The following is a 25237-nucleotide window of genomic DNA, read 5'->3' on the forward strand; positions in this document are numbered from 1 at the left end:
ATTCTGTTACAAGCGATGACGACGCTCCGCCTGACGATCGAGTACGACGGAACGGGCTTTCACGGCTGGGCGCGGCAGCCGGGACAGAGGACCGTCGAGGGCGCGCTGCGGGACGCGCTCGGGCGCACCTTCCCTCGCTGGAGCGATCTCGCCGTGGCGGGACGCACGGACGCGGGCGTGCACGCGACCGGGCAGGTCGCGTCTGTCGTCGTCGCGGGAGGCCCGCCGCCCGAACGCGCCGCCGAGGCGCTCAATGCCGGCCTGCCGCCCGACGTGGCGGTGCTGCGCTGCGAAGCCGTTGCGCACACGTTCCACGCCCGCTTCTCCGCGCGCGCCCGCTCCTACCGCTACGTGGTGCTCAACCGCCCGCAGCGCTCGGCGCTCGAGGCCCGGCGCTCGCTGTGGTGGCCGCGTCCCGTCGACGAGGAGGAGCTACGCGCCTGCGCCGCGCTCGTCCCCGGCGAGCACGACTTCACGGCCTTCACTCCCACGGACACCCAGCACCGGGTGTTCCTGCGGAACGTCGCCGCCGCGGGCTGGGAGCGGCGAGGCGATCACCTCCACTTCACCATCACCGCCGACGCGTTTCTGCGCCACATGGTGCGCACGCTCGTCGGGTCGATGCTCGAGCTGCCCGCGGAGCGCTTCGCGCCCCTGCTCGAGGGCCGCCACCGCTCCGAGGCGGGAGCGACGGCGCCGCCCTGGGGCCTGTACCTCGAGCACGTCTGCTACTGACGGCGTGACGGGGAAGTCGCCGCCTTCCTCGACGACTCGTTCCCGTCACAGCGCCGGCGGCTCTCGCCCCGCGCCCGTGACGGCCGGCTCGGGGCGGCAGCCTCCATACAATCGCCCTGTGCGCCGCCCCGTCATCCTCTTCGACCTCGACGGCACCCTGATCGACTCGGGGCCGATCATCATCGCGTCGATGCGCCACGCCTCCGTGACCGTGCTCGGCCGTGAGCCCGACGAGGAGAAGGTGCGTGCCGCGATCGGCGGCCCCGGGCTCGCCGCGCAGATGCGCGAGCTCGACCCGGCGCGTGTGGACGATCTCGTCGCCGCCTACCGCGCGCACAACATGCCGCTGCATGCCACCCTCGAGGCCTTCCCCGGCATCCCGGAGCTGCTGCTCGAGCTGCGCGCCCGCGGCCACCGGCTCGGCATCGTGACGGCGAAGCGCGTCGACACCGTGGAGCTCGCTTTCGAGCGGCTGCCCGTGCTGCGCGAGACGACCGAGGTCGTCGTCGGCCACAACGACACGGCGCGCCACAAGCCCGATCCGGATCCGGTGCTGGAAGCGCTCGCCCGCATGGGGGTCGCGCCGCAACAGGCGGTCTACGTCGGCGACTCGCCGTTCGACATCCGTGCCGGCCGTGCTGCCGGCACGCTCGCGGTCGCCGTCGGCTGGGGAGGGATCCATCCCGACGCGCGCCTGCTCGCCGAGGAGCCGGACGCGCTCGTGCACGCGCCGCAGGAGCTCCTCGAGCTTGTCTGACGTCGGACAGCGCATCGCAGAGCTGCGGCGGCTCGTCGAGCACCACGCCTACCGCTACTACGTCCTCGACGATCCCGAGATCTCCGACGCCGGCTACGACGCGCTCTACGACGAGCTGCAGGAGCTCGAGCGGACCCACCCGGAGCTCGTCACCCCCGACTCGCCGACGCAGCGCGTCGGCGGGTCGCCCGCGGAGGGCTTCCGCAAGGTCGAGCATCTCTCGCCGATGGGGTCGCTGGAGAAGGTGACGACCCGCGAGGCGCTCGAGCGATGGGGTGAGGACGTTCGCAAGCGGCTCGGCACGGACGAGCCCGTCGCCTACGTGATCGAGCCGAAGATCGACGGCTCGGCCGTCTCGCTCGTCTACGAGCACGGCGTCTTCGTTCGCGGAGCCACACGGGGCGACGGCTACCGCGGGGAGGACGTGACCGCCAATCTGAGGACGATCGAGGCGCTGCCGCTGCGCATGCGGCTCCCACCGGGGGAAGCGGCCCCCCCGCTGCTCGAGGTGCGGGGCGAGGTCTACTTCCCGCTCTCGGGCTTTGCCCGCTTCGTCGACGCGCAGGTCGCCGCCGGCAGGAAGGCGCCGCCGAACCCGCGCAACGCGGCCGCCGGCTCGCTGCGACAGCTCGACCCGGCGGTGACGGCGGAGCGGCCGCTGTCGCTCTGGGTGTTCGGCGCCGGCGTACGCGACGGCGCCGGCCCCGACACCCAGTTCGAGATGCTCGGGTGGCTGCGCGAGCGGGGCTTCCGCACGAACCCGCACGCCGAGCGGCTCGACACGATCGAGGAGGTCGCGGCGGCGTGCGAGGCGTGGGAGAGCCGGCGCTCCGAGCTCGACTACGAGATCGACGGCATCGTCGTCAAGGTCGACTCCCTCGAGCAGCAGCGCCGGCTCGGCGCTCTGCACGAGCGGCCGCGCTGGGCGCGAGCCTACAAGTGGGCGCCGTCCACGGCCGTGACGACGCTGCGGCGCATCCACGTCCGCGTCGGGCGCACGGGTGCGTTGAACCCGTGGGCCGAGCTGGAGCCCGTGCAGGTCGGCGGCGTCACCGTCTCGAGCGCCACCCTCCACAACGAAGAGGACATCAACCGCAAGGGCATCCGCGAGGGTGACCTCGTCATCGTGCAGCGTGCCGGCGACGTCATCCCCCAGGTCGTCGGCCCTGCCGGCGCGCACCGCCCCGGCACCGTCGACTGGAAGATGCCCACCCGCTGCCCGCTGTGCGGCGCCGAGGTGGTGAAGCCCGAGGGCGAGGTCAAGCATCGCTGCCCCAACCGTGCCTGCCCGTCGCGTGGCCTCGAGACGCTCATCCACTGGGTCAGCGCGGCGATGGACATCGAGGGCGTCGGCGAGCAGTTCGTGCGCAAGCTCTGGGACGAGGGGCTGCTGCGCTCGATGCCCGACCTCTACCGCCTCGGCGGCGACCAGCTGCTCGAGATCGAAGGCTACGGCGAGATCTCCGCCAGGCGGGCGCTGGAGGCGATCGAGCGCTCGAAGCAGCAGCCGTTCTCCCGCGTCCTCTTCGGCCTCAACCTGCCGAAGGTCGGCTGGGTGCTCGCGCGCAACCTGGCCCGGCACTTCGGGGACGTCGACGCGTTGATGGCGGCAAGCCAGGAGGATCTCGAGCAGGTCGAGGGGATCGGGCCCGAGCGCGCCGAGCTGATCGCCGCGTGGTTCGCCGACGACGAGAATCGCGCCCTCGTCGAAGAGCTGCGCGCGCTCGGGCTGCAGATGGCGCAAGGCGAGTCCGAGGCTCCCGTCGACGGCCCGCTCAGCGGACGCCAGTACGTCATCACCGGCACGCTCGTGGGCTTCAGCCGCGAGGAGGCGAAGGCCGCGCTCGAGGCGCGCGGCGCCAGGGTCACCGACTCCGTCTCGAAGAAGACCACCGGCGTCATCGTGGGGGAGAGCCCCGGCTCCAAGGTGGCGAAGGCGCGGCAGGCCGGGGTGCCACTGCTGACGGAGGCGGATCTCCGGGATCTTCTCGGCTAGCCGGCTGCGGCGAGGGCCGTCACGAACCGATCCTGCGCCGCCCACGCGACGGGCAGCTTCTCGTTCGAAGCCGGGGTCACGGGCACCGTCTCGTTGTGGGCGAAGACCACGGTTCCCGTCGCGGCCGCGAGCGAGAGCGCGATGTCCGTGAGGACGAGGGCGGCACGGCCGCCGCGCGCGGACGTCAACCGTAGATGGTGATCGTGACGGTGCGGCGCCCCCACGCGCGCGCGCGGGCGGTGCTCGGCATCCAGAGGTCGATGATCGCTCCCTTGATCGCCGTGCCGACGTCGGCGGCGACCGCCGGGCCGTATCCCGGCACGAACACCCGCGTGCCCAGCGGGATCACGGTCGGATCGACCGCGATCACCCCGATCCCGACCGGGATCCCGCTCGCCGTCCTGCCCGGGAGATGGTAGGCGACCGCGTCGACGACGAGCGTGCGGGTGCCGCCCGGCGGCTGCGGCGCGGGAATAGGGTCGGGTGGCTGCGGCGATGTCGTCGTCGTGTCGACCGCCGTCGCCGGCTCCGCCCTGGCCGCCGCGGCCGCGGCCGCGGCCGCGAGCTTCGCCGAGGCACGCTGCGCCGCGCGCGCTCTCTCCTCGAGCGCGGCGATCTGGACATTCGTGAGGGCGCGTCGGCGCCTCAGTCCGGCCACCGTCGAGGCCCGCCGTGCGACCGCGTCCTCGAGCTGCCGCGCCGCCGCCCGCGCGTCGCGCCGCGCGCGCTCGAGGTCGCCTCGCCGCTTCGCGAGGCGCGTGCTCAGCACGCGCAGGGTCGCGGCCCGGGACTGCGCCTCCCGCCCGAGACGGGCGCTCTGGGAGGCTGCGCGACTCAGGCTCTCGATTCCGGTCACCGCCTCGTCGAGGGAGCTCGCGCCGAGGATGACGGCGATCGGGTCGGCGTCGCCCTGCACGTAGAGATCGCGGAGGAGCGAGGCCAGACGCTGCCGCGAGGCGGCGAGTGAGCGCCGGACGATGCCCGTGCGGCGCCTGGCGTCGGCCTCGGCGGCGGCGAGGGCCGCCGAGCGCGCCTCCAGCGCGGCGAGCGCCGCGCGCGAGCGTGCGAGGGACGACTCCGCCGCGTAGAGCTGCAGCAGCGCAGCCTGCTCCGCGCGCTGCAGCGCTGCACCCCTGGCGCGGAGCGCGGGCACCGTGTCCGCACCGCCGGAGGGCGGCGACAGCCCGATGATCAGCGCTCCGGCGGCAACGGCCGCGACGAGCGGCGCACGCCTTCCGGATCGACGTTCCACAGGGGCGGGACCGTAGCACACCACGCTGCGCCGCTCGGGGACAAAAGTCCGATGAGCAGGGATTTTCTGCTGTCACCGGTTGCAACCGTCCTTGCTCGCTGCTACGGTTTTGCTCCCGTGACGGGTAACGCCGCCACCGACGGTCCCGGCGACGGTCGAACGAGGGGCATGAACAGCTCGAGAACGCGACAGGCTCCGGCCGCCCTGCTCGCCGTCGCCGCGCTCGTCGCGGCCCTGCTCGCGGTCGCCCCGTCGGCGGCCGCGGATCCGTCGCTGCGATCCAAGCGCGCCCAGGCGCAGGCCGTGCTCGCCCGGATCACGGCGTCGAACGCGCAGCTCGAGCACGTGATCGAGTCGTACAACCTCGCGAACGTCCAGCTCGGCCGGATCGAAGCCGATCTCCAGTCGAACGCGCGGCACCTTGCCGTCGCGCGGGAGAGCCTCGGCGCCGCGCAGGCGCACGTCGCGCGGCGCCTGCGCTCCCTGTACATCAACGGCGACAGCGGCGGCGCCGTCGAGATCCTGCTCGGGGCGGAGAGCCTCGACGACCTGCTCACCCGCATCGACATGGTGCAGCGGGTCGGAGATCTCGACGCGAAGGTGCTCGCCGACGTGCGGACGTTCCGCAGGGAAGTGGAGAGCCGCAGGGCGCTGTTGCAGAAGGCGCGCGTGACGCAGGCCCGCGTCGTCGCCGAGCGGGTGAGCCGCAAGCGCGTGATCGAGGGCGCGCTCGCGCAGCAGCGGCGCATGCTCGCCGGCCTCGAGAAGGAGATCGAGCAGATCAGGGCGGCCGAAGCGCGCAGGCAGGCTGCTCTCGCCGCGCAGGCGCGCGCGCGGCTCGCCGCCCGGCAGGCCGCCGCCACGCTGGCGGCCCGGGCCCAGCAGCTCGAGCCCGCCGACGCAGGCTTGCCGGCACTCGATGCGGGCAGTCCGGACGGCGCCGGCGGCACCTCGGCCCGAGCCATCGCCCCTCCGCCCCCACCGGCTCGCTACGGCGGCGTCGTCGCCATCGCGATGCAGTACCTCGGCGTCCCCTACCTCTGGGGTGGGGCGAGCCCGAGCGGCTTCGACTGCTCGGGGCTCGTGCAGTTCGTCTTCAACCAGGTGGGCGTGTCGCTTCCCCACCATGCTGCGTCCATCTACGGCTACGGCACGCCCGTGGCGCAGTCGGACCTCCAGCCCGGCGACCTCGTATTCTACAACGGCCTCGGCCACATGGGCATCTACATCGGCGGCGGCCAGTACATCAACGCGCCCCAGACCGGAGACGTGGTCAAGATCTCCAGCATCTACCGCAGCGGCTGGGTCGGCGCGCGCCGCCTGTAGCCAGGACGGAGCCGTAGTCGCGGGGGCGGCCTCGCGGAGACTATCCCTCGTAGAGCTCGTCGACCGCGGCGGCGAAATGCTGCATGACGACGCGGCGCTTCAGCTTGAGGGTCGGGGTGATCTCGTCCCGCTCCATCGAGAAGTCGCGCGGGAGGATCGTGAAGCGCTTGATCTGCTCGAACCGCGACCGCTCCCGGTTGACCCCGTCCACGATGCCCTGGACGAGCGCCCGCACGCGCTCGTCGGCCGCCAGGGAGGCGACGTCGCCGTCGATCCCCTGCCGGCGGGCCCACTTGGCGATCTCGGCCTCGTCCAAGGTGATGAGCGCCGCAGGGTACGGCTTGCGGTCGCCGACGACGAGCGCCTGCGACACGAACGGCGACGCCTTGAGGTCGTTCTCGAGGTTCTGCGGTGCGATGTTCTTGCCGCCGGCGGTGACGATGATGTCCTTCTTGCGGTCGGTGATGCGCACGAAGCCGTCCGCGTCGATCTCGGCGATGTCGCCCGATCGCAGCCAGCCGTCGTCGCCGAGCACCGCGGCCGTCGCCTCGGGATCCTTGAAGTAGCCCGCGAACACCGTCTCGCTGCGGATCAGCAGCTCGCCGTCCTCGGCGAGCCGCAGCTCGAACCCCGGCAGCGCCGGGCCGACGGTGCCGAAGCGCCACCGCTCCGGCGTGTTCGTCGTCGCCGCCGTCGTGCACTCCGTCAGCCCGTATCCCTCCAGGATGCGGATGCCGAACGAGTCGAAGAACTCCGCGATCTCCCGCGCGAGAGGCGCGCCGCCGGAGATGGGCGTGCGCAGGCGGCCGCCGAGGCGCTGCCGGATCCTGCGCAGCACGAGCCGGTCGGCGACGCCGTGCCGGAGCCGCAGGCCGAGCGGCACGGCGCGATGCGCCTCCTCGAGCTTGCTCACGCGGCGGCCGACGGCGAGCGACCATGCGGCCAGCCTGCGCTTCGCCCCCGACGTCTCCGAGAGCGCCGACACGACCGCCGTGTGGATCTTCTCGTACACGCGGGGGACGCTCGGCAGCACCGTCGGGTGCAGCTGCTCGAGCGCGACGCCGACCTGCAGCGGGTCGGGAAGGAACGCGATCGTGTAGCCGACGTAGGCGCCGGTGAGGTGCATCAGTCGCCCGAAGTTGTGGGCGAGCGGCAGGTACAGCAGCATCAGGTCGTCGTCGCGCACGTACATGGGCAGATGGTCGATCACCGACGCCATCGCGTAGTAGTTGCGGTGGCGGATCATGCAGCCCTTCGGCGGCCCCGTCGTCCCCGACGTGTAGATGAACGTGAACAGGTCATCCTCGTCGATCGCCGCCACCGCCTCGTCGAGCGCGCCCGGATGCTCTGCCTCGTAGACGGCGCCCTCCGCCTCGAGAGCGGGCAGGTCGTCGAAGGTCAGCAGGTGGCGGAGGCGTGGAAGCGACGCCCGCTCCTCCTCGACCTTCGCCCGCTGCGCCTGGTCCTCGCACAGCACGCCGATCGACTCCGAGTGGTCGAGGATGTAGGCGGCATCCCTGGGCGAGCTGTTGGCGTAGATGGGGGCGCCGACGGCGCCGACCTGGGCAAGGGCGAAGTCGAACAGCGACCACTCGAGCGTCGTGCGCGCGAGGATGGCGAAGGCGTCGCCCTTGTGGACTCCACGCGCGAGCAGGCCGTTGGCCATGTGCCGGACGCGCTCGGCCGCCTCGTCCCAGGTGACGGCGTGCCAGTGGTCGCCGTGGGCCACCAGGTAGGCGGCTCCGGGGCGCCCGCGGGCCACGGCGTCGCGCCAGAGCCGGGCGATCGTGCGGTTGGAGCTCACCGGCCGAGAATCTACAGGTGCTGGAAGCGGGGATGCGGGCTCAGAGGGCGTGACGAGGAGCGCGACACGCACCGCCCGGCACGGATCGCCGGGCTTCGGCTCGTCATCCTCCCTGCCGGGGCCGCCGCCGCTAGGCGTGCTGGGGCACAGGCGCGCCGACGGCCTGCAGCTGCGCCTGGAACAGGTGCTTGTCGATCTTTCCCTGGTAGATGGGGACACCCTCTTCGACGCAGAGCTTGATGATCACGTCACGATCCATGCCGAGCTCCTTCGAGAGCTCTTCCGGCGTCAAGTGGTTCGCCATTCGTCGCCTCCTTCGAGCATCAAAAAAAAGCCCGCCTGCGCAAGTGCGCACGGTCGGGCTGCCGAGGCTCGGTTGTGAGTGGCGGGGTTCAACGGGCCCGCCTCCCGAAAAGCACCATGATGGTCCCGAGGATACTCCCGCGCGATGACGTCGGCAACGGGGCGACGTCCCCCGGCGCCGCGGCCGCGCGGCTACACGGGGTTGTCGGCCTCGACGTAGTGCCATGCCAGGTCGAAGCGCTGCGCCAGATGGGCGGCCAGCGCCTGCACGCCGTAGCGCTCGCTCGCATGGTGGCCTGCGGCGACGAGGTGGATGGAGAGCTCGCGCGCCGTCGCGTAGCTGGGCTCCTCCGGCTCTCCGGTGACGAGCGCGTCGTAGCCCTCGTGGGCGGCGCGGATGAGGTCGTATCCCGCCGCCCCGGTCGAGATCGCGATGCGGCGGATCGTCGCGGGGCCGAACGGGAACACGAGCGGCTCGCGCGCGACGGCCTCCCCCACCCGCGTGGCGAGCTCGTCGATGCCGAGCGCCTCGACGGTGCAGCCGAGACCGACGCCGGCGAACGGGCCGTCGGGGGCGGCACCGATGCGCGCGGCGAGCTGCGCGCTGTTGCCCAGCGTGGGATGCGCGTCGAGCGCGAGGTGGTAGGCGAGCAGCGACGCGTTGCCGCGGAACAGCGCCTCGAGCCGGCCGCGCAGCCGCCGGTCGACGACGAGCGGCTCGTTGCGCCAGAACAGCCCGTGGTGCACGAGCACCATCTCGGCGCCCATCTCGACCGCGCGCTCGAACAGGTCGCATGAGCTCGAGACGCCGCACGCGATCGTCGACACGTCCTCCGCTCCGAGCACCTGCAGCCCCGACGCACCGAACTCGGGCCACTTCTCCACCTCGAGCAGCGCGTTCGCATAGGCGGCGATCTCGTCGCGGGCGGCCATCGTCGACAGTCTAGGGACGTGAGCCGCGGACGACCGCGCCGCCCGGCGGCCGAGTCGGTACCCTTTCGGCGCTCGGGGTGTGGCGCAGCCTGGTAGCGCGCTCCGTTCGGGTCGGAGAGGTCCCCAGTTCAAATCTGGGCACCCCGATTGGGGGTGGGGGAGCCTATGGTTCCCCCACCAGCCCCCTCCTTCGGCGCCACCGCACGTATGACGTTCCCCCGGCCTCCCGCCGCGCCGAGCCCGGCTCCGGCTGCAGAGGCGGCCCGGCCTCGAGGGTAGGGCTATCCTCGGTCGCGTGCTGCGGGCCGTGCTCTTCGACGTCGACTTCACCCTGTCGCGGCCTGGTCCCGAGCTCGGGCCCGAGGCCTACCGGGCCGTCGGGCTCGAGCACGGCCTCGATCTCGACCCTGCTGCCTACGAGGCCGCGCGGCTGGCCGCGCTCGCCGACCTTCAGCGCCATCCCGAGCTCGAGCACGACGCGGAGATCTGGATCGCGTTCACCGAGGACATCGTGCGCGGGATGGGCGGCGCGGCGTCCGCTGCACGCGCCTGTGCGGTCGACATGGTGCGCCGCTGGGAGGTGCACGCCAACTTCAGCCTCTACGACGACGCGCTGCCGACGCTCGCGCTGCTGCGGGCGCGCGGGCTCGCGCTCGGCCTCGTCTCGAACGGCCAGCGCGACCTCGAGGAGTTCGCCGCACACCACGCGCTCGACGTCGACATCGCCATCGGATCGAAGGCGCACGGTCGCACCAAGCCGCACGCGTCGATCTTCGAGACGGCGCTCGCTGCCCTCGGCGTCACCCCCGCCGAGGCCGCGATGGTCGGCGACTCCTACGAGGACGACATCGAGGGTGCGCGTGCGCTCGGCATGCGGGCTATCCTGCTCGACCGCGACGGCCTCCACCCGCACGAGCCGGACCGGATCCGCGACCTGCGCGCGCTGCCCGCGGCGCTCGGCCTCGACCCGGCATAGGGTCGCGCCGCTGGGCCTCGGGCCCGTCGAGCCCCTACGGCAGGTCGAGCTCTCCGCGCCATGCCTCCGTGTGGGCGCCCAGCGCGACGTCCTCGTCGGCGGCGTCGCGGGAGCCGAACACATCCGCCGCCTCGGCCCGCGTCCACACCGGTCCCGCGCAGACGTCCTCGCGATCGAACAGCGCCAGCCACTCCGCCAGCGGGCGCGACGCGAACAGCGCCGCGAGCTCCCCCGCGAGGCGCTCCTGGTCGTCGTCGAACTGCCTGCCGGCGAGCTCGGGGCGGCCGGCGAGCTCGCACAGGCGGATGAAGAACTTCGGCTCGAGCGCGGCGACCGTGAGATGGCGGCCGTCGGCCGCCTCGTAGACGCGGTAGCAGGCAAGGCCGCCCGTCAGCATCCGTGGGACGGGGTCGCCGCCGAGGCGGTGCTCGACGAGGTCGTGCGCGCGGTGCGTCATCGAGATCTCGATGCGCGCCCCCTCGCCCGTCCGTGCCCGCCGCACGAGCGCGGCGAGGATCTCCGTCACGGCTCCCAGCGCTCCCGCGGCGAGGTCGGCGATCTGAAGCGGTGGGGACGCCGGCGCGGTGTCCTCGAGCGCGCCCGCCCAACCGAGATAGTTGAGGTCGTGGCCGGCGCGAGCGGCATGCGGGCCGGTGCTGCCGAACCCCGTGATCGAGCAGTACACGACGCGGGCGGGGACGTCCTCCGGGCCGACACCGAGCCGCGCCGCGACGCCGGGGCGGAACCCTTCCAGCACCACGTCCGCACGCGCGCAGAGGGCGCGGGCGAACGCCGCGTCCGTCTTCAGGTCGCAGACGACGGACTCCTTGCCGCGCCGCAGCGCGCGGTCCCACGCCGGCGCCGACCTGCGCATGGGGTCGCCGTCCGGCGCCTCCATGCGAACGACCCGCGCGCCCAGGCGTGCGAGCTCCCGCCCCGCGTAGGCGCCGGGGAGGTAGCGGGTCAGCTCGGCGACGAGCGTCCCCGCGAGCGGTTGCGCGGCGGCCAGCACGACCCTATTCTGACCGAGCCTTGACTGAACGTTCAATCGTACCGCGGGAGGCGGGCGCCGAGAAGCGCCGCCTCATCCTGGCCGCCGCCGTCCGCGTGTTCGCCCGCGACGGCTACCACACCTCGCGCGTCGGCGACATCGCCGAGGAGGCGGGCATCGCGCACGGGCTCCTCTACCACTACTTCTCCTCGAAGGAGGAGGTGCTCGAGACCGTCTTCCGCGACAACTGGCGGGAGCTGCTGGGGCTGATCCGCCGCGTCGAGGAGTCGGACGAGCCTGCCGACGAGCAGCTGCGCGGGATCGCGAAGATCCTGCTGCGCTCGTGGCGCAACGATCCCGACCTCGTCACGGTGATGGTGCGCGAGGTGGCCCGCAGCCCGCATCTGCAGGGTCAGGTGGAGGAGATCCGCGAGGGCTTCGCCTCCATCCAGCGGGTGATCGAGCGGGGTCAGGCGCAGGGCGTGCTCCGCGCCGACGTCGACGCGCGTCTCGCGAGCTGGATCTTCTACGGCGGCCTCGAGGAGCTACTGACGGGATGGGTGCTCGGCCAGCTCCCCGACGGTGACGAGGAGGTCGCCCGTGCAGAGCGGACGATCATCGACGTCGTCTGCGGCGGTCTCACCGCCCGCGACACCGTCCCCGCCTGACGGCCCCTCCGCCGCCCGCACGATGGTCACCCTCGGCGTGGGCGCGATGGGCCTCGCCTGGTCGCTGACGACGACGGCCGCCTACCTGCCGCCGCTGCTGCGGGAGTTCACGGGCTCGACGACGCTGATCGCGCTCGTGCTCGCCGCCGAGGGCGTGTTCGCGATCACGCTGCCGCTCGTCATCGGCCCCTGGAGCGACACGTTCCACACGCCGCTGGGACGGCGGCGGCCGTTCATGCTCGCCGCCGTCGGCCCGATCGGGTTCTGCCTCGCGCTGATCGCGTTCATGCCGAGCCTGTGGACGACCGCCCTGCTCGTGTTCGCCTTCTTCTTCGCCTACTACGTCTACGAGCCGCCCTACCGCGGCCTCTACCCCGACGTACTGCCCGACGACGTGTTCGGACGTGCCCAGGGGGTGCAGCACCTGTTCCGCGGCGTCGCGCTGGGGGCGGCCCTGATCGGCGGCGGCCTGCTCTTCCACCTGTGGCGGCCGGCGCCGTTCCTCGCCGCCTCGCTCATCGTCACCGCCGCCTGCCTCGTGCCGATCGTGCTCGTGCGCGAGGACGGCGGACGCGGGCAGGTGTTCGAGGGGGTCGGCACCTACGTGCGCCACTCGTGGCGGGTGCTGCGGCGCAATCCCGACGTCGGCAAGTTCCTGCTCGCCAACGCCGCCTGGGAGGGGACGTTCGCCGGCGCGCGCACGTTCGTCGTGCTCTACATCACCGTCGGGCTCGGGCAGCCGCTGTCGACATCGACGCTCGTGCTCGCCGCCGTCGCGGGCGGCTACATCGTCGCGGCCCTCGTGTCGGGGCCGGTCGGCGACCGCCTCGGCCTCGCCCGCGTGATCACCGCGTGCTCGGTCGTCTACGGCGTCGGACTGCTCGCCGGCGGCCTCGCGCGCACCTGGCACGACTGGTACCTGCCGATCGTGTTCGTGGTCGCGATGTTCGCAGGCTCGGTGATGACGCTCGCCTGGGGGCTTCTCTTCAAGCTCATGCCGGCCGGCGATCGAGGCGCCGTGTCCGGCCTCGCCACGACGACCAAGGGTCTCGGCCTCATCGTCGGGCCGCTGCTCGCCGGCGCGCTGATCGACATCCTGCGCCCGACGCTCGCCTCGACGAGCGGCTACCAGGCGCTGTGGCCCGTGCTCGGGATTCCCATCCTGCTCGTGATCCCGCTCGTGGCCTCCCTGGCCGCCGCGGAGAAGCGGTCGGCGGCAGAGGCGCCCGCAGGCGACGGTGGCAGCGGCGACCGTCCGAGCGGGCTGCCGCTGTAGCTCTGCGGGCCCGCGCGAGCGGCGGCTCCGCTCTCAGCCGGCGAGCGACTCGCGCAGGCGCGCGAGGGCGCGGGCGCGGTGGGCGTCCTGGAGCGCGACGACGGCATCCGCGTCGCCGCGTGCGACCGCGGCGAGGATCGCCCTGTGTGCCCGGTCTGCCTCCGCGCTCTCGCCCGGCAGGACGTAGTAGAGCGCGCGGTACGCCTCGGTCGAGTCCCACAGCAGGTCGATCAGTCGCTGCAGCGGCGCGCTCCGCGCGAGACCGTGCAGGTGCCCGTGGAAGCGGCGGTTCGCCCCGAGCTGTGCGGCCACGTCGCCCGCCGCGCCTGCCTCCCGGCACGCGTCCGCCGCTTCCGCGAGCAGCGCGAGATCGTCCGCGCACGCGAGCGGCACGCCGCGCCGCAGCGCATCCGTCTCGAGGAGCCGCCGCAGCCGGTACACCTCCTCCAGGTCGGCGAGGTCGAGCTGGGTGACGGCGTACCCGCGCCGCGGCCTGTAGGTGACGAGCCCCTCGCCGGCGAGCGCGCGCAGCGCCTCCCGCACGGGGATGAGGCTGACCCCGGCCCGCGCCGCCCACGCCTCCTGGTTCACCCGCTGTCCCGGCCGCAGCTCTCCCTCGAGGATCGCCGTGCGGAGCTGTGCCGCGGCGCGATCCTGCGCGGTGGGCGTGCGTGCGGCCGGGGCGATCGTCATCGGCTCAGCGGAAGGCCGGCGTGCCGGTGATCGCTCCCCCGACGACGAGCGTGTGCACCTCGTGCGTGCCCTCGTAGGTGAGCACGCTCTCGAGGTTGTTCATATGGCGGATGACCGGGTACTCGAGCGTGATCCCGTTGCCGCCGAGGATCGTGCGCGCGCTGCGGCAGACCTCCAGGGCGCCGCGCACGTTGCCCATCTTGCCGAGGCTGACGTGCTCGGGCCGCAGCGTGCCGCTGTCCTTCATGCGGCCGATGTGCAGGGCGACGAGGGAGGCGCGGTTGATCTCGAGCACCATCTCGGCGAGCTTCTGCTGGGTCAGCTGGTAGGCGGAGATCGGCTTGTCGAAGACGATCCGCTCCTTCGCGTAGGCGAGCGCCTCCTCGTAGCAGGCGCGGGCGGCGCCGACGGCGCCGAACACGATCCCGAAGCGGGCCTCGTTGAGGCACGAGAGCGGCCCGCGCAGCGTGCTCGCGCCGGGGAGCATGCTCTCGGCCGGGACGCGGACGTCCTGCAGGACGAGCTCGGAGGTGACGGACGCCCGCAGCGAGATCTTCTTGTGGATCTCCGGTGCGCTGAAGCCGGGCGTGCCCTTCTCGACGACGAAGCCGCGGATCTCCCCGTCCTCGGTGCGGGCCCACACGATGGCGATGTCCGCGATGGTGCCGTTCGTGATCCACATCTTGGCGCCGTTGATGACCCAGTCGCCGCCGTCGCGCTTCGCGTGCGTGCGCATCGTGCCCGGATCGGAGCCCGCGTCCGGCTCGGTGAGCCCGAAGCACCCGATCACCTCGCCGGCGTGCATCGCGGGCAGCCAGCGCTCCTTCTGCTCCTCGGAGCCCCAGCGCCAGATGGCGAACATCGCCAGCGAGCCCTGCACCGACGCCGCGCTGCGAATGCCGGAGTCGCCGGCCTCGAGCTCGAGGCAGGTGAGGCCGTAGGCGACCGCGCTCGCGCCGGGGAGGCCGTACCCGTGCAGGTGCATGCCGAGGAGACCCAGCTTGGCGAGCTCCTGGATCACCTCGCGCGGCAGGATCCCCCGCTCGAACCAGTCGCCGACCTCGGGCAAGATCTGCTCCCGGACGAACTGGCGCACGGTGTCGCGGATCGCCCGTTCCTCGTCGTCGAGGAGGGCGTCGAGCGCGAGGAAGTCGAGTGGGTCGAGCGCGGGCTGGGCAGTGGTGGGCGCGGCCACGGAAGGAACCTCCAGGGTCGAGAAGCGCGGGCCAGAAATCCTATAGAAAAACTGCGCCGTGTGACGTCAGCCCGCCGCCGCCGCCGCCGACCAGCGCCCCGCTTGCCGTATCACGCGCAGGCGCAGCCCGAAGCACGCCGTCAACGGGTCGTCCGCCAGCGTCTCCGCGGCGCCGCCCGCCGCGACGGCGCGGCCCTGCCGCAGCAGCAGCGCGTGCGTCGTCGAGACCGGAAGCTCCTCGAGGTGGTGCGTCGAGAGCACGATGGCGAGGCCGGGGTCCGTGCCGGCCAGCCGATCGAGCGCTGCCAGCAGGGTCTCGCGGCCGGGCACGTCGAGGCCGGCGAACGGCTCGTCGAGGAGCAGCAGGCGCGGCCGCGCGACGAGCGAGCGCGCGATCAGCGCGCGCTTGCGCTCGCCCTGCGAGCAGTCGGCGAAGCGGCGGTCGCCGAGCGGGCCGAGCCCGAAGGCCCCGAGGAGCATGTCGGCGCGCTCGCGGTCGAGGCCGCTGAGGCGCTCCTCGAAGGAGCCGATCGTTCCCGTCGCACCCGTGTGCACAACCTGGCGCACCGTCAGCATCGGGGCGAAGCGGGCGCCGAGCCGTGCGTCGACGAAGCCGATGCGCTCGCGCAGCCGCTGCACGTCGGTGCGGCCCATCGTGCAGCCGAGGATCTCGACCGTGCCGCGGCTCGGGAACTCGACCGCGGCGGCGAGCGTCAGCAACGTCGTCTTGCCGGCGCCGTTGGGCCCGAGTAGCGCCCAGCGCTCGCCCGCGCGCACGTGCCAGTCGATGCGGTCGAGCAGGGCCCTGCGCATGCCGCTCTCCCGCTGCCAGCGCCACACCTCGACGCCCGTCAGGCGGAGCGCGTCCGCCGCTTGACCGGACGGGGCGCGTCCCTCTACACTTATTGACTGACTAGTCAATCGAGTTTCCGGGAGGGTGCCTGATGGCCACAGTCGAGACGGGTGTCGCGGGCGGCGTCTCGTTCGCCCTCACCGGCGAGCAGCGCGAGCTGCGCGCGCTCGCGCGAGAGTTCGCCGAGAAGGAGATCCGCCCGAAGGCGGCGGAGTACGACGAGGGCCAGATCCATCCGGCCGACATCATCGCCAAGGCGCACGAGATCGGCCTCATGAACCTCCACCTGCCCGAGCCGCTCGGCGGGCCGGCGTTGCCGTGCTTCGACGGGATGCTCGTGGGCGAGGAGCTCAACGTCGGCTGCTCGGGCATCGGCACGTCGATCGGGGCGAACGGCCTGGCGGCCGGTCCGATCCTGGTCGCGGGCAGCGAGGAGCAGCAGAAGGAGTGGCTCGGGCCGCTCGTCGAGGAGCCGATCCTCGGCTGCTTCGGGCTCACCGAGCCCGGCGCGGGCTCCGACGTGTCCGGCATCCAGACCACGGCCGTGCGGCGCGGCGACGAGTACGTGATCAACGGCGCGAAGATGTTCATCACCAATGCCGGGCCGGCCTCGTGGATGGTCTGCTTCGCCTCGACCGACCGCTCCAGGGGCCACCGCGGCCTGTCGGCGTTCGTCGTCCCGATGGACACCCCGGGCGTGACGATCGAGAAGCACCTCGACAAGATGGGCCAGCGCGCGACGGACACGTCCGCAGTGGCCTTCCAGGACGTCGTCGTGCCCGCGAAGAACCGCCTCGGCGCGGAGGGCGAAGGCTTCAAGATCGCCATGCAGACGCTCGACTTCACCCGGCCGGGCACCGCGATCGGCGCGGTCGGCGTCGCGCAGGCGGCCTACGAGCTCGCGGTCGAGTACGCGAAGGAGCGCGTCCAGTTCGGCACGCCGATCGCGATGAACCAGGGAGTGAGCTTCCTCGTCGCGGACATGGCGACCGAGATCGAAGCGGCGCGCCTGCTCACCTGGCAGGCGGCGTGGATGATCGACCAGGGCCGCGGCCGCGGCGCGACGCTGTACTCGTCGTTTGCGAAGCGCTTCGCCGCCGACACGGCGATGAAGGTGACGACCGACGCGGTGCAGGTGTTCGGCGGCTACGGATACATGAAGGAGTACCCGGTCGAGAAGCTCATGCGCGACGCGAAGCTGTTCCAGATCTACGAGGGCACCTCGCAGATCCAGCGGCTCGTGATCGCGAAGGAGATCTTCCTGCCGAAGGGCTGAGGAGCGGCGGGTGGCGCCGCCCGGCCTCTTCCAGCGTGGTGTTGAATGACGTCGCTGTGCCCGGACGGGCACAGGCGTGGTACGACCGGAGGAGGCACGTGTGAGCATCGAGATCGACCTCGGCGGCAAGGTGGCCGTCGTCACCGGCGGCTCGCGCGGCCTCGGCAGAGCGGACGCGCTCACGCTCGCCCGCGCCGGGGCCGACGTCGTCATCGCCGACATCCTCGTCGAGTCCGACGCCGCTGTCGGGGAGACCGCCGAGCGCTACGGGGTGCTCGCCCAGGCGGCGGTCGCGCAGGGCATGGTGCGCACCGAGTCGACGGCGGAGGAGATCCGCGCCATGGGACGGCGCTCGCTCGCCCTCAAGTGCGACATCACGGAGCGCGAGCAGGTCGACGCGATGGTCGCACGGGTCGTCGCCGAGCTCGGCTCGGTCGACATCCTCGTCAACAACGCCGGAACGCTCGACCACGTCGGCCAGTTCCACGACCAGAGCACGGCGCTGTGGGAGCGCGACCTCCGCGTCAACCTCACCGGGGCGTTCCACTGCGTGCAGGCCGTGTGGCCGCACATGAAGGAGCGCCGGTGGGGCCGGATCGTCAACATGGCGTCGGTCGCCGGCACCCTCGGCGGCTTCGGGCAGGCGAGCTACTCGACGACGAAGGCGGGCATCCTCGGACTCACGCGCACGCTCGCGATGGAGGGCGGGCGCCACAACATCACCTGCAACGCGATCGTGCCCGGCATCATCGGCACCGAGGCGTTCCACATGGCGAGCGCGGCGATGAACGAGCGCATCGCCAACCGCACCGTGTTCAAGCGCCCCGGTGAGCCAGAGGACATCGCCAACGCGATCGCCTTCCTCTGCTCCGACCTCGCCCGCTACATCACCGGCATCGAGCTGAACGTCAGCGGAGGCGTCGAGCTCTTCGTCTTCTGACGGCGGGCATCGTCAGCGCGGACGCTCGGCGCGAGCGACCGCCTCGGCGAACCATGCCGGCACGCGCGTCGGCGCTCCGCTCGAGCGGTCGACGGTCGCGTGGCCCGTGCTCGCGGTCGCGATCAGCTCGCCCTCGCGCTCGAGCAGGTACTCGTAGCGGAAGCGCGCCCCGCGGACGTCGACGCAGCGCAGGTGGACGGTGAGGACGTCGTCGAAGTGCGCCGGACGCGCGTAGTCGAGCTGGACGCTCGTCGTCAGCGCCTCGATCCCCTGCGCCTGGATCGACCGGTAGCCGCCGGCATGATCTGCCAGGTAGGCGACGCGGGCCACCTCGAGCCACACGACGTACGCTGCATGGTGGGCGATCCCCTGCGCGTCCGTCTCCGCGAAGCGGACGCGCACGTCGTAGGCGTTGACGAAGCCGTCCGGCACGGGGCAAGCCTACGACGTCGCCGCCGCGAGCGGCGCGGGAGGCCGTCCGCTATCAATGCGGCGATGTCCGCCCGTCGCCGCCTCGCGCTGCCCGTCGCGATCGCCGCCGGCTTCGCGCTCGCCGCTCTCCCGGCCCAATCGGCGGCCGCCGGCGACAGGAAGAGCCCGAGGGCCGTGCCGGCGACGGGATGTGCTCCCGGCTCCGTCCACCGGATGCGCACGGCCCGCCTGTCGTACGGGGCACGAGCGCTCCGGCGCGTCCGCGCGCGGCGCCTGCCCGCTGGGCCGGTGATCGAGCGCTTCGGCACCGTCAACGTCAACGGCGTCGCGACGGTGTTCGGCGTCCTCGCGGCCCGCGTCGACGCCTCCTGCCGTCCGGTCTGGCTCGAGGTGCAGCTCCCGATCCGGCCGAGCGGCTCGACGGGGTGGGTACTCGCCCGGGACGTCGCGCTCTTCCCGGTGCGCACCCGCATCGCCGTCGACCTCTCACGGCGCCGCGTCACGCTGCTTCGCAGCGGCCGGCCGATCCTCGTTGCCACCGTCGTCGTCGGCGCCCCGTCGACGCCCACGCCGACCGGCCGCTACTACGTCAACCAGCGGCTCCTCACGCGCAGCCCGACCGGCCCGTTCGGACCGGGCGCCGTCGGCATCTCCGCGTTCTCGCCCGTCCTGCGCAGCTGGCCGCAGGGAGGGCCGATCGCCATCCACGGGACCGACGCTCCCGGCCTGATCGGGTTCGCCGTCTCCTACGGCTGCATGCGAGCACGCAACGCCGATATCGTGCGGTTGCTGCAACTCGCCGTCGAGGGCACCCCCGTGGACATTAGGATGTGAGCATGGCGGATCGCACCCACAGCAAGGAAGCCGATCGCGACGTGATCGCCAGGCTCGCCTCGAGGGGCGAGCAGACGATCGCGAAGCTCGCCGACCTGCCCGGCGGCAGCAAGGCGCTCAAGGCCGTCAACGACCTGCGCGCGCGGGTGGACGAGCTCGGCAGGAAGGTGCGCGGCGTCGACGCGCTCGAGCGCCGCGTCGCCAAGCTCGAGAAGGAGCTCGCGGCGCTGAAGCGGGCGCAGAAGCCGGCCGCGCCCAGGGCGCCGCGCAAGCCCGCCTCGCCCTCGTAGGGCGGGCGTGGCGCACGCCTCAGGCCGCCGGCACGCGCAGCCGTAGAGCTCCGAGGAGCGCCTCGAAGCGCGCCGGCGTCGTGCCCGGCTGCTCGCCGTCGAGCTCGACCGGCACCGGCTCGTCCGTCTCGACCGTCACGACCCTGCCGCGCAGCGCCTCGGCCTTCGGGTGCGGGAGGTGCGTGCCACGATAGATCTTCGGCATCGTCAGCACGAGGTCGCGCTTCGTGACGTCGCCGATCGCGACCACGTCGAGCAGGCCGTCGTCGGGCTCGGCCTCGGGACACATCTTCATGCCGCCGCCGAAGTACTTCCCGTTCGCCACGACGACGTCGAACATGCGGCCCGCGCGCGTCGCGCCGTCGACGCTGACGCGCGTCTCCACCGCCGACCAGCCGGCGAAGACCGCGAACGTGGCCCACAGGTAGGAGGCCTTGCCGCCGAGCGCCTTCGTCGCATCGTTCGCCCGCTGCGCGACGGCGCCGCTCATGCCCGCGGAGGCGACGTTTGCGAACACGGCCTCCGCATCGTGGCCGTCCCACGCGCGGTAGCTGACGCGGCCGAGGTCGATCGTGCGCACTGCGCCGTGCAGCGCCACCGCGACAGCCTGCTCGACGTCGCGCGGGATGCCGAACGTGCGCACGAAGTCCCAGCCGGTGCCGCGCGGTACGACCGCGAGCTCGGGCGCATGGGCCAGGCCGACGAGGCCGTTCGCGACCTCGTTCACCGACCCGTCGCCGCCGACGACGACGAGCAGGTCGGCGCCTGCCAGGGCCGCGCTCCGTGCGAGCTCGCCGAGGTGGCCGGGCCGCTCGCTGAACAGCGCGTCGCCCTCGAGGCCGGCGGCGGCGGCGGCGTGCGCGATCTGCGGCCAGCGCCGACCGGTGCCGCCGTTCGCCGAGGCGGGATTGACGAGGAAGACGGAGGAGGTCACCGCCGTCAGGCGGTGACGACGTGGAGCGCGAGCTCGGTCATCTCGTCGACGGCCTTGCGCATGTCCTCGTCGCTGATGCGCAGGAACTCGCCCTCGACGATCACGTCGCTCACGATCAGCATGCAGCCCGCCTGGATGCCCCGCAGCGCCCCGAGCGTGAACAGCACCGCGGCCTCCATCTCGACCGCCAGGATGCCGCGTTCCGACCAGCGCCGCGCCTGGTCGGGATCGGGCTGGTAGAAGATGTCGCTCGACACGATCGGCCCGACGCGCACCGGCTTGCCCAGGTGCTTCGCCTGGTGCACCGCCTCGTGCACGAGCCCGAAGTCGGCGGTCGGCGCGTGGGGCTCGCCGAGGACGTAGTGGGTCGAGGTGGCGTCCGCCGCGGTGGCGGAGAGCGCGATCACGAGGTCGCCCATCGTCATGTCGGGCTGCAGGCCGCCGCACGTGCCGACGCGCATGATCTTCTCGACGCCGAGCTGGACCAGCTCCTCGATCACGATCGCGGCCGACGGGCAGCCCATCCCGGACGACTGCACGGAAACCGGCTTGCCGTTGAACGTACCGCTGTAGCCGAGCATGCCACGCTCGCCGTTGCGCTGGACGACGTCGTCGAAGAAGGTCTCGGCGATGTACCTGGCGCGGAGCGGATCGCCGGGGAGGAGGCAGGCGCCGGCGTAGTCGCCGGGAGTGGCTCGCACGTGAATGGGCATCCCGCAAGCCTACGGATTCGTCCTCCCGCGCGCCGCCGTCAACCGCCGGCCGCGTCCGAGTGCGCCGTTCCGGAGCACTAGAGTGCGGCCGTGGCGAAGCGCCTGATAGAGCCCTCGACGGACCAGATCCTGCGCTTCTGCGCCGGTGATCCCGTCGAGCGCGTCTTCCTCGAGGACGTCGCCCGCCGCGGGCAAGGGCGCTTCGCCGCCGTCGCGGGCGGCGACGGAGAGGTCGTGGCGCTCTGCCACCTCGGCACCAACGTCGTGCCCTCGGGGAGCGGCTGCGAGGCCTTCGCAGCGATCGCGGCACACTCCGGCCCGCGCATGCTGATCGGCGAGGCGGGTGCGGTCGGCGACCTCTGGGACGCCGCCCGGCGCAGCCTGCCGCGCCCCCGCCAGGACCGGCCGCGCCAGCCCGTCTACGCGATCGAGAAGCCGCCGCCCGCAGGCGGCACCGGCCTGCGCCCCGCGACGCCGGCCGACCTCGACCTCCTCGTCCCGTCCTGTGCCGCAGCGCACCGCGAGGAGCTCGGCGTCGATCCTCTGCGCCGCGATCCGACGGGCTTCCGCTGGCGTACCCGTGTGCAGATCGAGGAGGGGCGCTCGTGGCTGTGGCTGGAGGACGGCGTCATCCGCTTCAAGGCGGAGGCGTCGGCGTGGACGCCGCAGGCGGTGCAGCTCCAGCAGGTGTGGGTCGATCCGCCGGCGCGCCGGCGCGGCTACGCGGCGCGGGCGCTGCGCGACCTGATCCGGCTCCTGCTCGAGCGCACGCCGGCCGTGTGCCTGTTCGTCCGGGCCGAGAACCTGCCGGCGATCCGCCTCTACGAGTCGGTCGGGATGGACCACGTGCTCGACTACCGCTCGGTGCTGCTCTAGCACCGGCGTGCGCATGGAGACGCTGATCCTCGCACGTCACGGCCACGCGGCGGCGAACGCCGCCGACATCGTCAGCGGGGCTCCGCCCGGGGAGGGGCTGACCCGTGCCGGCGTCGAGCAGGCATTCGCGCTGCAGGCGGCGCTCGCCGGCGAGCAGATCGACCTCGGCGCCTGTACCGCGTTTCTGCGCACGCGGCAGACGCTCGCGCTCGCGCTCGGCGACCGCACCGTCCCGACCCTCGTCGTGCCGGAGCTGAACGAGATCCGCTTCGGCAGCTTCGACGGCGGGCCGCTGGCGGCCTACCGTCGCTGGGCGTGGGAGACCGGGCCGGACGTCGCCTGCCCGGGCGGCGGCGAGAGCCGGGCGCAGGCGGCGCGCCGCTTCGCCGCGGGCCTGCGCGCGCTGCTCGAGCGGCCGGAGCCGGTGATCCTCGCGATCGGTCACGCCCTTCCCCTCCGCTACGTGATCGACGCGGCCGGCGGGCGCCTCCCCGCTGCGCGGATCGAGCGCGTCGAGCACGCCGCGCCGCTGCCCCTCACCCGGGACGCCGTCGAGGTCGCGGCCGAGACGCTCGCCGCCTGGGCGCAGCAGCCACGCTTCGCCGATACCCCGTTCGGTGGATGAGCGCGGCCCCTCGCGCGTCGATGTACCATCGGCCATGACCGTGCGGCGCCCTCGCTTTTTGCTCGTCGCGCTCCTCGCCCTGCTCGCGCTCGCGGCCGCCGGCTGCGGTGGCGGCGCCGGCGCCGTGCCGGAGCTGACGAGCCTCGACGGGGTCGCGCAGAAGAGCTCGACGATCGACAGCGCCCGCTTCGAGATGTCGCTCGAGCTGGCGCCGCCGGGCTCGGACAGGCGGCTCCGCGTCGGCGCGAGCGGGGGACTCGACGCCCGGGCGGGCCGCGCCTCGCTCAGCCTCGACCTGTCCGCGCTCGCCGGGCTCGCGGCCGAGCTCGGCCGGAGCCTCGGCGGCGCCGTCAAGGGCGATCTCGGGCGCCCCGACGCCTGGAAGCTCGACGTGATCCAGGACGGCGGCACCGTCTACATCCGCTTCCCGCTCCTCGCCGGGCAGCTGCCGGCCGGGAAGTCGTGGATCCGCGGCGACGCGAAGGATCTCTCGTCCGCCGGCGCCGGCCCCCTCAACCAGCTCGGCCCGCTCGCGGGCGCCGACCCGCGCGGCCTGTTCTCCTTCCTCGAGGCCGTGTCCGGTCCGATCGAGGCCGTCGGCAGCGACGAGCTTCGCGGCGTCGAGACGAGCCACTACCGCACGACGATCGACGTCGCGAAGCTCACGCGGCTCGTCCCGGCCGACCGGCGCCGGGCCCTCGGCGGGATGCTGGCGCAGGCGGGCCTCGCGGAGATCCCCCTCGAGGTCTGGATCGACGCCGAGCAACGACTGCGCAAGCTCGTCCTCGCTGTCGACGCCACGCCGCAGGGGTCGGGCGAGCGGCTCGAGGCGTCGTTGACGATGGAGCTGTTCGACTACGGCGCCCCGCTCGCGCTGGAGCTGCCGCCCGCCGACGAGGTCGTCGACGCGAGCGCGCTGAAGCGCCTCTCGGCGCCGTCCTAGCACGCGGTCGGCTCGTCCCGGCGGGGGCGCTTCCCGGCATGACCGTCGGCACGTCCGTCACAATGGCGGCGTGGCGCTGCCGCTCCTCGATCGCGTCGAAGCACTGATCCGCGAGCACGGACTCATCGAGCCCGGCGGCGCCGTCACGGCGATGGTTTCCGGCGGCGCCGACTCGACCTGCCTGTGGCATGTGTTGCGGGCGCTCGGCTACGACGTGCACGCGGTGCACGTCCACCACGGCGTGCGCGGCGCCGCCGCCGACGAGGACGCGGAGCACTGCCGCGCGCTGATGGGCGCCCGCGTGATCCGCGTCCGCGGGGTTCTTACCGAGGCGGCGATGCGCGAGCTGCGCTACGGCGCCACCGCGGCGCTCGGCCTGCGCGCGACAGGCCACACCGCCTCGGACCAGGTCGAGACGGTGCTCTACCGGCTCGTCTCGAGCGGCAACGCGAAGGGCATCCGGGTGCGGCGCGACGACGGTGTCGTGCGCCCCCTGCTCGGTGTGACGCGGCGGGAGACGGCCGCGTACTGCGCCGAGCGCGGGCTGCCCGTGCGCGAGGACACGACCAACCCGGACACGGCGCGCGGTCTCATCCGCGACGAGATCCTGCCGCTCCTGCGGCGCCTCCATCCGGGGGTCGACGCGAACCTGCTCGCGCTCGCGCAGGAGCGGCCACGCCTGCCGCGGGGGCTCGAGGCGGCGCTCGCCGAGCTGCTCGCCTCGCGCGCGGGCTCGAAGAGCGTCGACCTCGCCGGCGGGGTGCGCGCCGTGCGCGAGTACGACCGTCTCCGCCTCGAAGGCGCCGTCGTCTGGGGCCCGTGGACGCTCTCCAGCGAGCTCGATGGGCTCGAGGTGCGGACGCGGCGGCCGGGGGATCACCTCACGGGACGGCGCAAGAAGGTGCAGGATCTGCTCGTGGACGCGAAGGTGCCGAGAGCGGAGCGGGACAGCTGGCCGGTGGTCGTGCACGGCGACGAGGTCGTCGCCGTGCCGGGTATCGCGGAGGCGCCCGGCTGGGAGGGCGCGGTCGCGGCGCGGAGGGAGGCATGAGCTCGGCCGAGCAGGGGGTCGGCGAGATCCTCATCCCCGAGGCCGACGTGCGCACGCGCGTCGCCGAGCTCGGGGCGGAGATCTCCGCCGACTACGCCGGCCGCGACCTGCTGCTCGTCGGCGTGCTCAAGGGCGCCGTCTTCTTCATGGCCGACCTGATGCGGACGCTGTCGGTGCCGTGCGAGATCGACTTCATGGCGATCTCGAGCTACGGGGCCGCGACGGACTCGTCGGGCGTCGTGCGCATCCTCAAGGACCTGGACATCAACATCGCCGGCCGCAACGTGCTCGTCGTCGAGGACATCATCGACTCGGGCCTCACCCTCTCCTACCTGATGCGCAGCCTGCGGGCGCGCAAGCCCGCCGCTCTCGAGGTCTGCGCGCTGCTGACCAAGCCGGAGCGGCGCGAGATCGAGGTGCCGGTGCGGTACGTCGGCTTCGAGATCCCGAATCGCTTCGTGATCGGCTACGGCCTCGATTTCGCCGAGCGCTACCGGAACCTGCCCTACATCGGCGTGCTGCACCCGGATCTCGTGCCCGGCGCGACACGCTAAGGCTCCGCCAG

The 25237-nt window shown here is 73.0% G+C and carries 28 protein-coding genes and 1 tRNA gene; 17 read left to right on the forward strand and 12 right to left on the reverse strand.

Going from position 1 to position 25237, the window contains the following annotated elements; translation table 11 throughout:
* The first annotated feature begins 15 nt into the window (after nucleotides 1-15).
* From truA to ligA, 3 genes are all read left to right on the forward strand, one after another.
* Nucleotides 16-735: a tRNA pseudouridine(38-40) synthase TruA gene (gene truA / locus Gocc_RS07820; protein WP_114795981.1), complete on the forward strand. Its 720-nt coding sequence runs from the start codon at nucleotides 16-18 to the stop codon at nucleotides 733-735.
* A 118-nt stretch (nucleotides 736-853) separates the two neighbouring features.
* The gene (locus Gocc_RS07825) at nucleotides 854-1492 is read left to right on the forward strand and encodes an HAD family hydrolase (RefSeq protein WP_181813465.1); all 639 of its coding nucleotides are present in this window, start codon (nucleotides 854-856) and stop codon (nucleotides 1490-1492) included.
* Complete coding sequence (gene ligA / locus Gocc_RS07830) at nucleotides 1485-3488, forward strand: NAD-dependent DNA ligase LigA (RefSeq protein WP_114795983.1); 2004 nt, start codon at nucleotides 1485-1487, stop codon at nucleotides 3486-3488. The genes Gocc_RS07825 and ligA overlap by 8 nt, the downstream gene beginning before the upstream one ends.
* On the opposite strand, the gene Gocc_RS07835 is transcribed toward ligA, so the two are convergent.
* Nucleotides 3485-3676, reverse strand: a complete 192-nt coding sequence (locus tag Gocc_RS07835) for a hypothetical protein (protein WP_114795984.1) — start codon at nucleotides 3674-3676, stop codon at nucleotides 3485-3487. The two genes, ligA and Gocc_RS07835, sit on opposite strands and share 4 nt — an antisense overlap.
* Nucleotides 3673-4740 carry a 3D domain-containing protein gene (locus tag Gocc_RS16910; RefSeq protein ID WP_114795985.1) on the reverse strand — a complete coding sequence of 356 codons (1068 nt, stop codon included), beginning with the start codon at nucleotides 4738-4740 and terminating at the stop codon, nucleotides 3673-3675. Before Gocc_RS16910 ends, Gocc_RS07835 begins: the two co-directional genes overlap by 4 nt.
* A gap of 168 nt (nucleotides 4741-4908) precedes the next feature.
* On the opposite strand from Gocc_RS16910, the gene Gocc_RS07845 reads away from it, so the two are divergent.
* Nucleotides 4909-6066 carry a C40 family peptidase gene (locus Gocc_RS07845; protein WP_114795986.1) on the forward strand — a complete coding sequence of 386 codons (1158 nt, stop codon included), beginning with the start codon at nucleotides 4909-4911 and terminating at the stop codon, nucleotides 6064-6066.
* A gap of 40 nt (nucleotides 6067-6106) precedes the next feature.
* Here the strand turns inward: Gocc_RS07845 and Gocc_RS07850 are convergent, their stop codons facing one another.
* From Gocc_RS07850 to Gocc_RS07855, 3 genes are all read right to left on the reverse strand, one after another.
* A complete protein-coding gene (locus tag Gocc_RS07850; protein ID WP_181813466.1) occupies nucleotides 6107-7870 on the reverse strand; it encodes an AMP-dependent synthetase/ligase in 1764 nt (587 codons plus the stop codon).
* Nucleotides 7871-8000: 130 nt separating this feature from the next.
* A complete protein-coding gene (locus Gocc_RS16120) occupies nucleotides 8001-8174 on the reverse strand; it encodes a hypothetical protein (RefSeq protein ID WP_181813467.1) in 174 nt (57 codons plus the stop codon).
* A gap of 191 nt (nucleotides 8175-8365) precedes the next feature.
* Nucleotides 8366-9106: a Nif3-like dinuclear metal center hexameric protein gene (locus Gocc_RS07855; RefSeq protein ID WP_114795988.1), complete on the reverse strand. Its 741-nt coding sequence runs from the start codon at nucleotides 9104-9106 to the stop codon at nucleotides 8366-8368.
* 73 nt (nucleotides 9107-9179) lie between these two features.
* Here Gocc_RS07855 and Gocc_RS07860 point away from each other — a divergent pair.
* Both Gocc_RS07860 and Gocc_RS07865 read left to right on the forward strand, forming a co-directional pair.
* Nucleotides 9180-9253 (forward strand) — tRNA-Pro (locus Gocc_RS07860).
* Between the two features lie 148 nt (nucleotides 9254-9401).
* Nucleotides 9402-10082 (forward strand): HAD family hydrolase, encoded by a 681-nt coding sequence (locus Gocc_RS07865; protein ID WP_181813468.1) that lies wholly within the window; start codon nucleotides 9402-9404, stop codon nucleotides 10080-10082.
* 34 nt (nucleotides 10083-10116) lie between these two features.
* Here the strand turns inward: Gocc_RS07865 and Gocc_RS07870 are convergent, their stop codons facing one another.
* On the reverse strand, nucleotides 10117-11094 hold the full coding sequence (locus Gocc_RS07870) for a CaiB/BaiF CoA transferase family protein (protein WP_181813469.1): 978 nt from the start codon (nucleotides 11092-11094) through the stop codon (nucleotides 10117-10119).
* Between the two features lie 20 nt (nucleotides 11095-11114).
* On the opposite strand from Gocc_RS07870, the gene Gocc_RS07875 reads away from it, so the two are divergent.
* Together Gocc_RS07875 and Gocc_RS07880 are read left to right on the forward strand one after the other, a co-directional pair.
* On the forward strand, nucleotides 11115-11741 hold the full coding sequence (locus tag Gocc_RS07875) for a TetR/AcrR family transcriptional regulator (protein WP_181813470.1): 627 nt from the start codon (nucleotides 11115-11117) through the stop codon (nucleotides 11739-11741).
* A 22-nt stretch (nucleotides 11742-11763) separates the two neighbouring features.
* Nucleotides 11764-13017 carry an MFS transporter gene (locus Gocc_RS07880; RefSeq protein ID WP_114795991.1) on the forward strand — a complete coding sequence of 418 codons (1254 nt, stop codon included), beginning with the start codon at nucleotides 11764-11766 and terminating at the stop codon, nucleotides 13015-13017.
* Between the two features lie 33 nt (nucleotides 13018-13050).
* Here Gocc_RS07880 and Gocc_RS07885 read toward each other — a convergent pair whose 3' ends face one another.
* From Gocc_RS07885 to Gocc_RS07895, 3 genes are all read right to left on the reverse strand, one after another.
* Nucleotides 13051-13710: a GntR family transcriptional regulator gene (locus Gocc_RS07885; RefSeq protein WP_114795992.1), complete on the reverse strand. Its 660-nt coding sequence runs from the start codon at nucleotides 13708-13710 to the stop codon at nucleotides 13051-13053.
* 4 nt (nucleotides 13711-13714) lie between these two features.
* A complete protein-coding gene (locus Gocc_RS07890; RefSeq protein ID WP_114795993.1) occupies nucleotides 13715-14905 on the reverse strand; it encodes an acyl-CoA dehydrogenase family protein in 1191 nt (396 codons plus the stop codon).
* Between the two features lie 66 nt (nucleotides 14906-14971).
* A complete protein-coding gene (locus Gocc_RS07895) occupies nucleotides 14972-15718 on the reverse strand; it encodes an ABC transporter ATP-binding protein (protein WP_114796196.1) in 747 nt (248 codons plus the stop codon).
* Between the two features lie 131 nt (nucleotides 15719-15849).
* Between Gocc_RS07895 and Gocc_RS07900 the strand changes: the two genes are divergently transcribed.
* Entirely contained in the window at nucleotides 15850-17034 is a 1185-nt protein-coding gene (locus Gocc_RS07900) for an acyl-CoA dehydrogenase family protein (protein WP_114795994.1), read from the forward strand.
* Nucleotides 17035-17134: 100 nt separating this feature from the next.
* On the forward strand, nucleotides 17135-17974 hold the full coding sequence (locus tag Gocc_RS07905; protein WP_220150516.1) for an SDR family NAD(P)-dependent oxidoreductase: 840 nt from the start codon (nucleotides 17135-17137) through the stop codon (nucleotides 17972-17974).
* 12 nt (nucleotides 17975-17986) lie between these two features.
* Here Gocc_RS07905 and Gocc_RS15655 read toward each other — a convergent pair whose 3' ends face one another.
* Nucleotides 17987-18406: an acyl-CoA thioesterase gene (locus Gocc_RS15655; protein WP_147281218.1), complete on the reverse strand. Its 420-nt coding sequence runs from the start codon at nucleotides 18404-18406 to the stop codon at nucleotides 17987-17989.
* 63 nt (nucleotides 18407-18469) lie between these two features.
* Here Gocc_RS15655 and Gocc_RS07910 point away from each other — a divergent pair, with 63 nt between their 5' ends.
* Both Gocc_RS07910 and Gocc_RS07915 read left to right on the forward strand, forming a co-directional pair.
* Entirely contained in the window at nucleotides 18470-19240 is a 771-nt protein-coding gene (locus Gocc_RS07910; protein WP_181813471.1) for a L,D-transpeptidase, read from the forward strand.
* 2 nt (nucleotides 19241-19242) lie between these two features.
* A complete protein-coding gene (locus Gocc_RS07915; protein WP_114795996.1) occupies nucleotides 19243-19530 on the forward strand; it encodes a guided entry of tail-anchored proteins factor 1 in 288 nt (95 codons plus the stop codon).
* A gap of 19 nt (nucleotides 19531-19549) precedes the next feature.
* Here the strand turns inward: Gocc_RS07915 and Gocc_RS07920 are convergent, their stop codons facing one another.
* Together Gocc_RS07920 and Gocc_RS07925 are read right to left on the reverse strand one after the other, a co-directional pair.
* Nucleotides 19550-20464: a diacylglycerol/lipid kinase family protein gene (locus Gocc_RS07920; RefSeq protein WP_181813472.1), complete on the reverse strand. Its 915-nt coding sequence runs from the start codon at nucleotides 20462-20464 to the stop codon at nucleotides 19550-19552.
* 5 nt (nucleotides 20465-20469) lie between these two features.
* The gene (locus Gocc_RS07925) at nucleotides 20470-21177 is read right to left on the reverse strand and encodes a DeoD-type purine-nucleoside phosphorylase (protein WP_114795997.1); all 708 of its coding nucleotides are present in this window, start codon (nucleotides 21175-21177) and stop codon (nucleotides 20470-20472) included.
* Nucleotides 21178-21267: 90 nt separating this feature from the next.
* Between Gocc_RS07925 and Gocc_RS07930 the strand changes: the two genes are divergently transcribed.
* From Gocc_RS07930 to hpt, 5 genes are all read left to right on the forward strand, one after another.
* The gene (locus Gocc_RS07930; RefSeq protein WP_114795998.1) at nucleotides 21268-22053 is read left to right on the forward strand and encodes a GNAT family N-acetyltransferase; all 786 of its coding nucleotides are present in this window, start codon (nucleotides 21268-21270) and stop codon (nucleotides 22051-22053) included.
* Nucleotides 22054-22066: 13 nt separating this feature from the next.
* Nucleotides 22067-22678: a histidine phosphatase family protein gene (locus Gocc_RS07935; RefSeq protein WP_114795999.1), complete on the forward strand. Its 612-nt coding sequence runs from the start codon at nucleotides 22067-22069 to the stop codon at nucleotides 22676-22678.
* Between the two features lie 34 nt (nucleotides 22679-22712).
* On the forward strand, nucleotides 22713-23621 hold the full coding sequence (locus Gocc_RS07940) for an SCO4651 family lipoprotein (protein ID WP_114796000.1): 909 nt from the start codon (nucleotides 22713-22715) through the stop codon (nucleotides 23619-23621).
* Nucleotides 23622-23691: 70 nt separating this feature from the next.
* Nucleotides 23692-24672: a tRNA lysidine(34) synthetase TilS gene (gene tilS, locus Gocc_RS07945; RefSeq protein ID WP_114796001.1), complete on the forward strand. Its 981-nt coding sequence runs from the start codon at nucleotides 23692-23694 to the stop codon at nucleotides 24670-24672.
* A complete protein-coding gene (gene hpt / locus Gocc_RS07950) occupies nucleotides 24669-25226 on the forward strand; it encodes a hypoxanthine phosphoribosyltransferase (RefSeq protein WP_114796002.1) in 558 nt (185 codons plus the stop codon). Before tilS ends, hpt begins: the two co-directional genes overlap by 4 nt.
* The last annotated feature ends 11 nt before the right edge of the window (nucleotides 25227-25237 follow it).

Origin of the sequence: Gaiella occulta (assembly GCF_003351045.1) — a bacterium.
Lineage (GTDB): Bacteria > Actinomycetota > Thermoleophilia > Gaiellales > Gaiellaceae > Gaiella > Gaiella occulta.

Excerpts from the sequence above, each read along its gene's own strand:
- truA (WP_114795981.1), top strand. The coding sequence starts at position 16 with ATGACGACGCTCCGCCTGACGATCGAGTACGACGGAACGGGCTTTCAC.
- Gocc_RS07845 (WP_114795986.1), top strand. The coding sequence starts at position 4,909 with ATGAACAGCTCGAGAACGCGACAGGCTCCGGCCGCCCTGCTCGCCGTC.
- Gocc_RS16120 (WP_181813467.1), bottom strand. The coding sequence starts at position 8,174 with ATGGCGAACCACTTGACGCCGGAAGAGCTCTCGAAGGAGCTCGGCATG.
- Gocc_RS07855 (WP_114795988.1), bottom strand. The coding sequence starts at position 9,106 with ATGGCCGCCCGCGACGAGATCGCCGCCTATGCGAACGCGCTGCTCGAG.
- Gocc_RS07880 (WP_114795991.1), top strand. The coding sequence starts at position 11,764 with ATGGTCACCCTCGGCGTGGGCGCGATGGGCCTCGCCTGGTCGCTGACG.
- Gocc_RS07885 (WP_114795992.1), bottom strand. The coding sequence starts at position 13,710 with ATGACGATCGCCCCGGCCGCACGCACGCCCACCGCGCAGGATCGCGCC.
- Gocc_RS07895 (WP_114796196.1), bottom strand. The coding sequence starts at position 15,718 with ATGCGCAGGGCCCTGCTCGACCGCATCGACTGGCACGTGCGCGCGGGC.
- Gocc_RS07900 (WP_114795994.1), top strand. The coding sequence starts at position 15,850 with ATGGCCACAGTCGAGACGGGTGTCGCGGGCGGCGTCTCGTTCGCCCTC.
- Gocc_RS07910 (WP_181813471.1), top strand. The coding sequence starts at position 18,470 with ATGTCCGCCCGTCGCCGCCTCGCGCTGCCCGTCGCGATCGCCGCCGGC.
- Gocc_RS07915 (WP_114795996.1), top strand. The coding sequence starts at position 19,243 with ATGGCGGATCGCACCCACAGCAAGGAAGCCGATCGCGACGTGATCGCC.
- Gocc_RS07925 (WP_114795997.1), bottom strand. The coding sequence starts at position 21,177 with ATGCCCATTCACGTGCGAGCCACTCCCGGCGACTACGCCGGCGCCTGC.
- Gocc_RS07935 (WP_114795999.1), top strand. The coding sequence starts at position 22,067 with ATGGAGACGCTGATCCTCGCACGTCACGGCCACGCGGCGGCGAACGCC.
- Gocc_RS07940 (WP_114796000.1), top strand. The coding sequence starts at position 22,713 with ATGACCGTGCGGCGCCCTCGCTTTTTGCTCGTCGCGCTCCTCGCCCTG.
- hpt (WP_114796002.1), top strand. The coding sequence starts at position 24,669 with ATGAGCTCGGCCGAGCAGGGGGTCGGCGAGATCCTCATCCCCGAGGCC.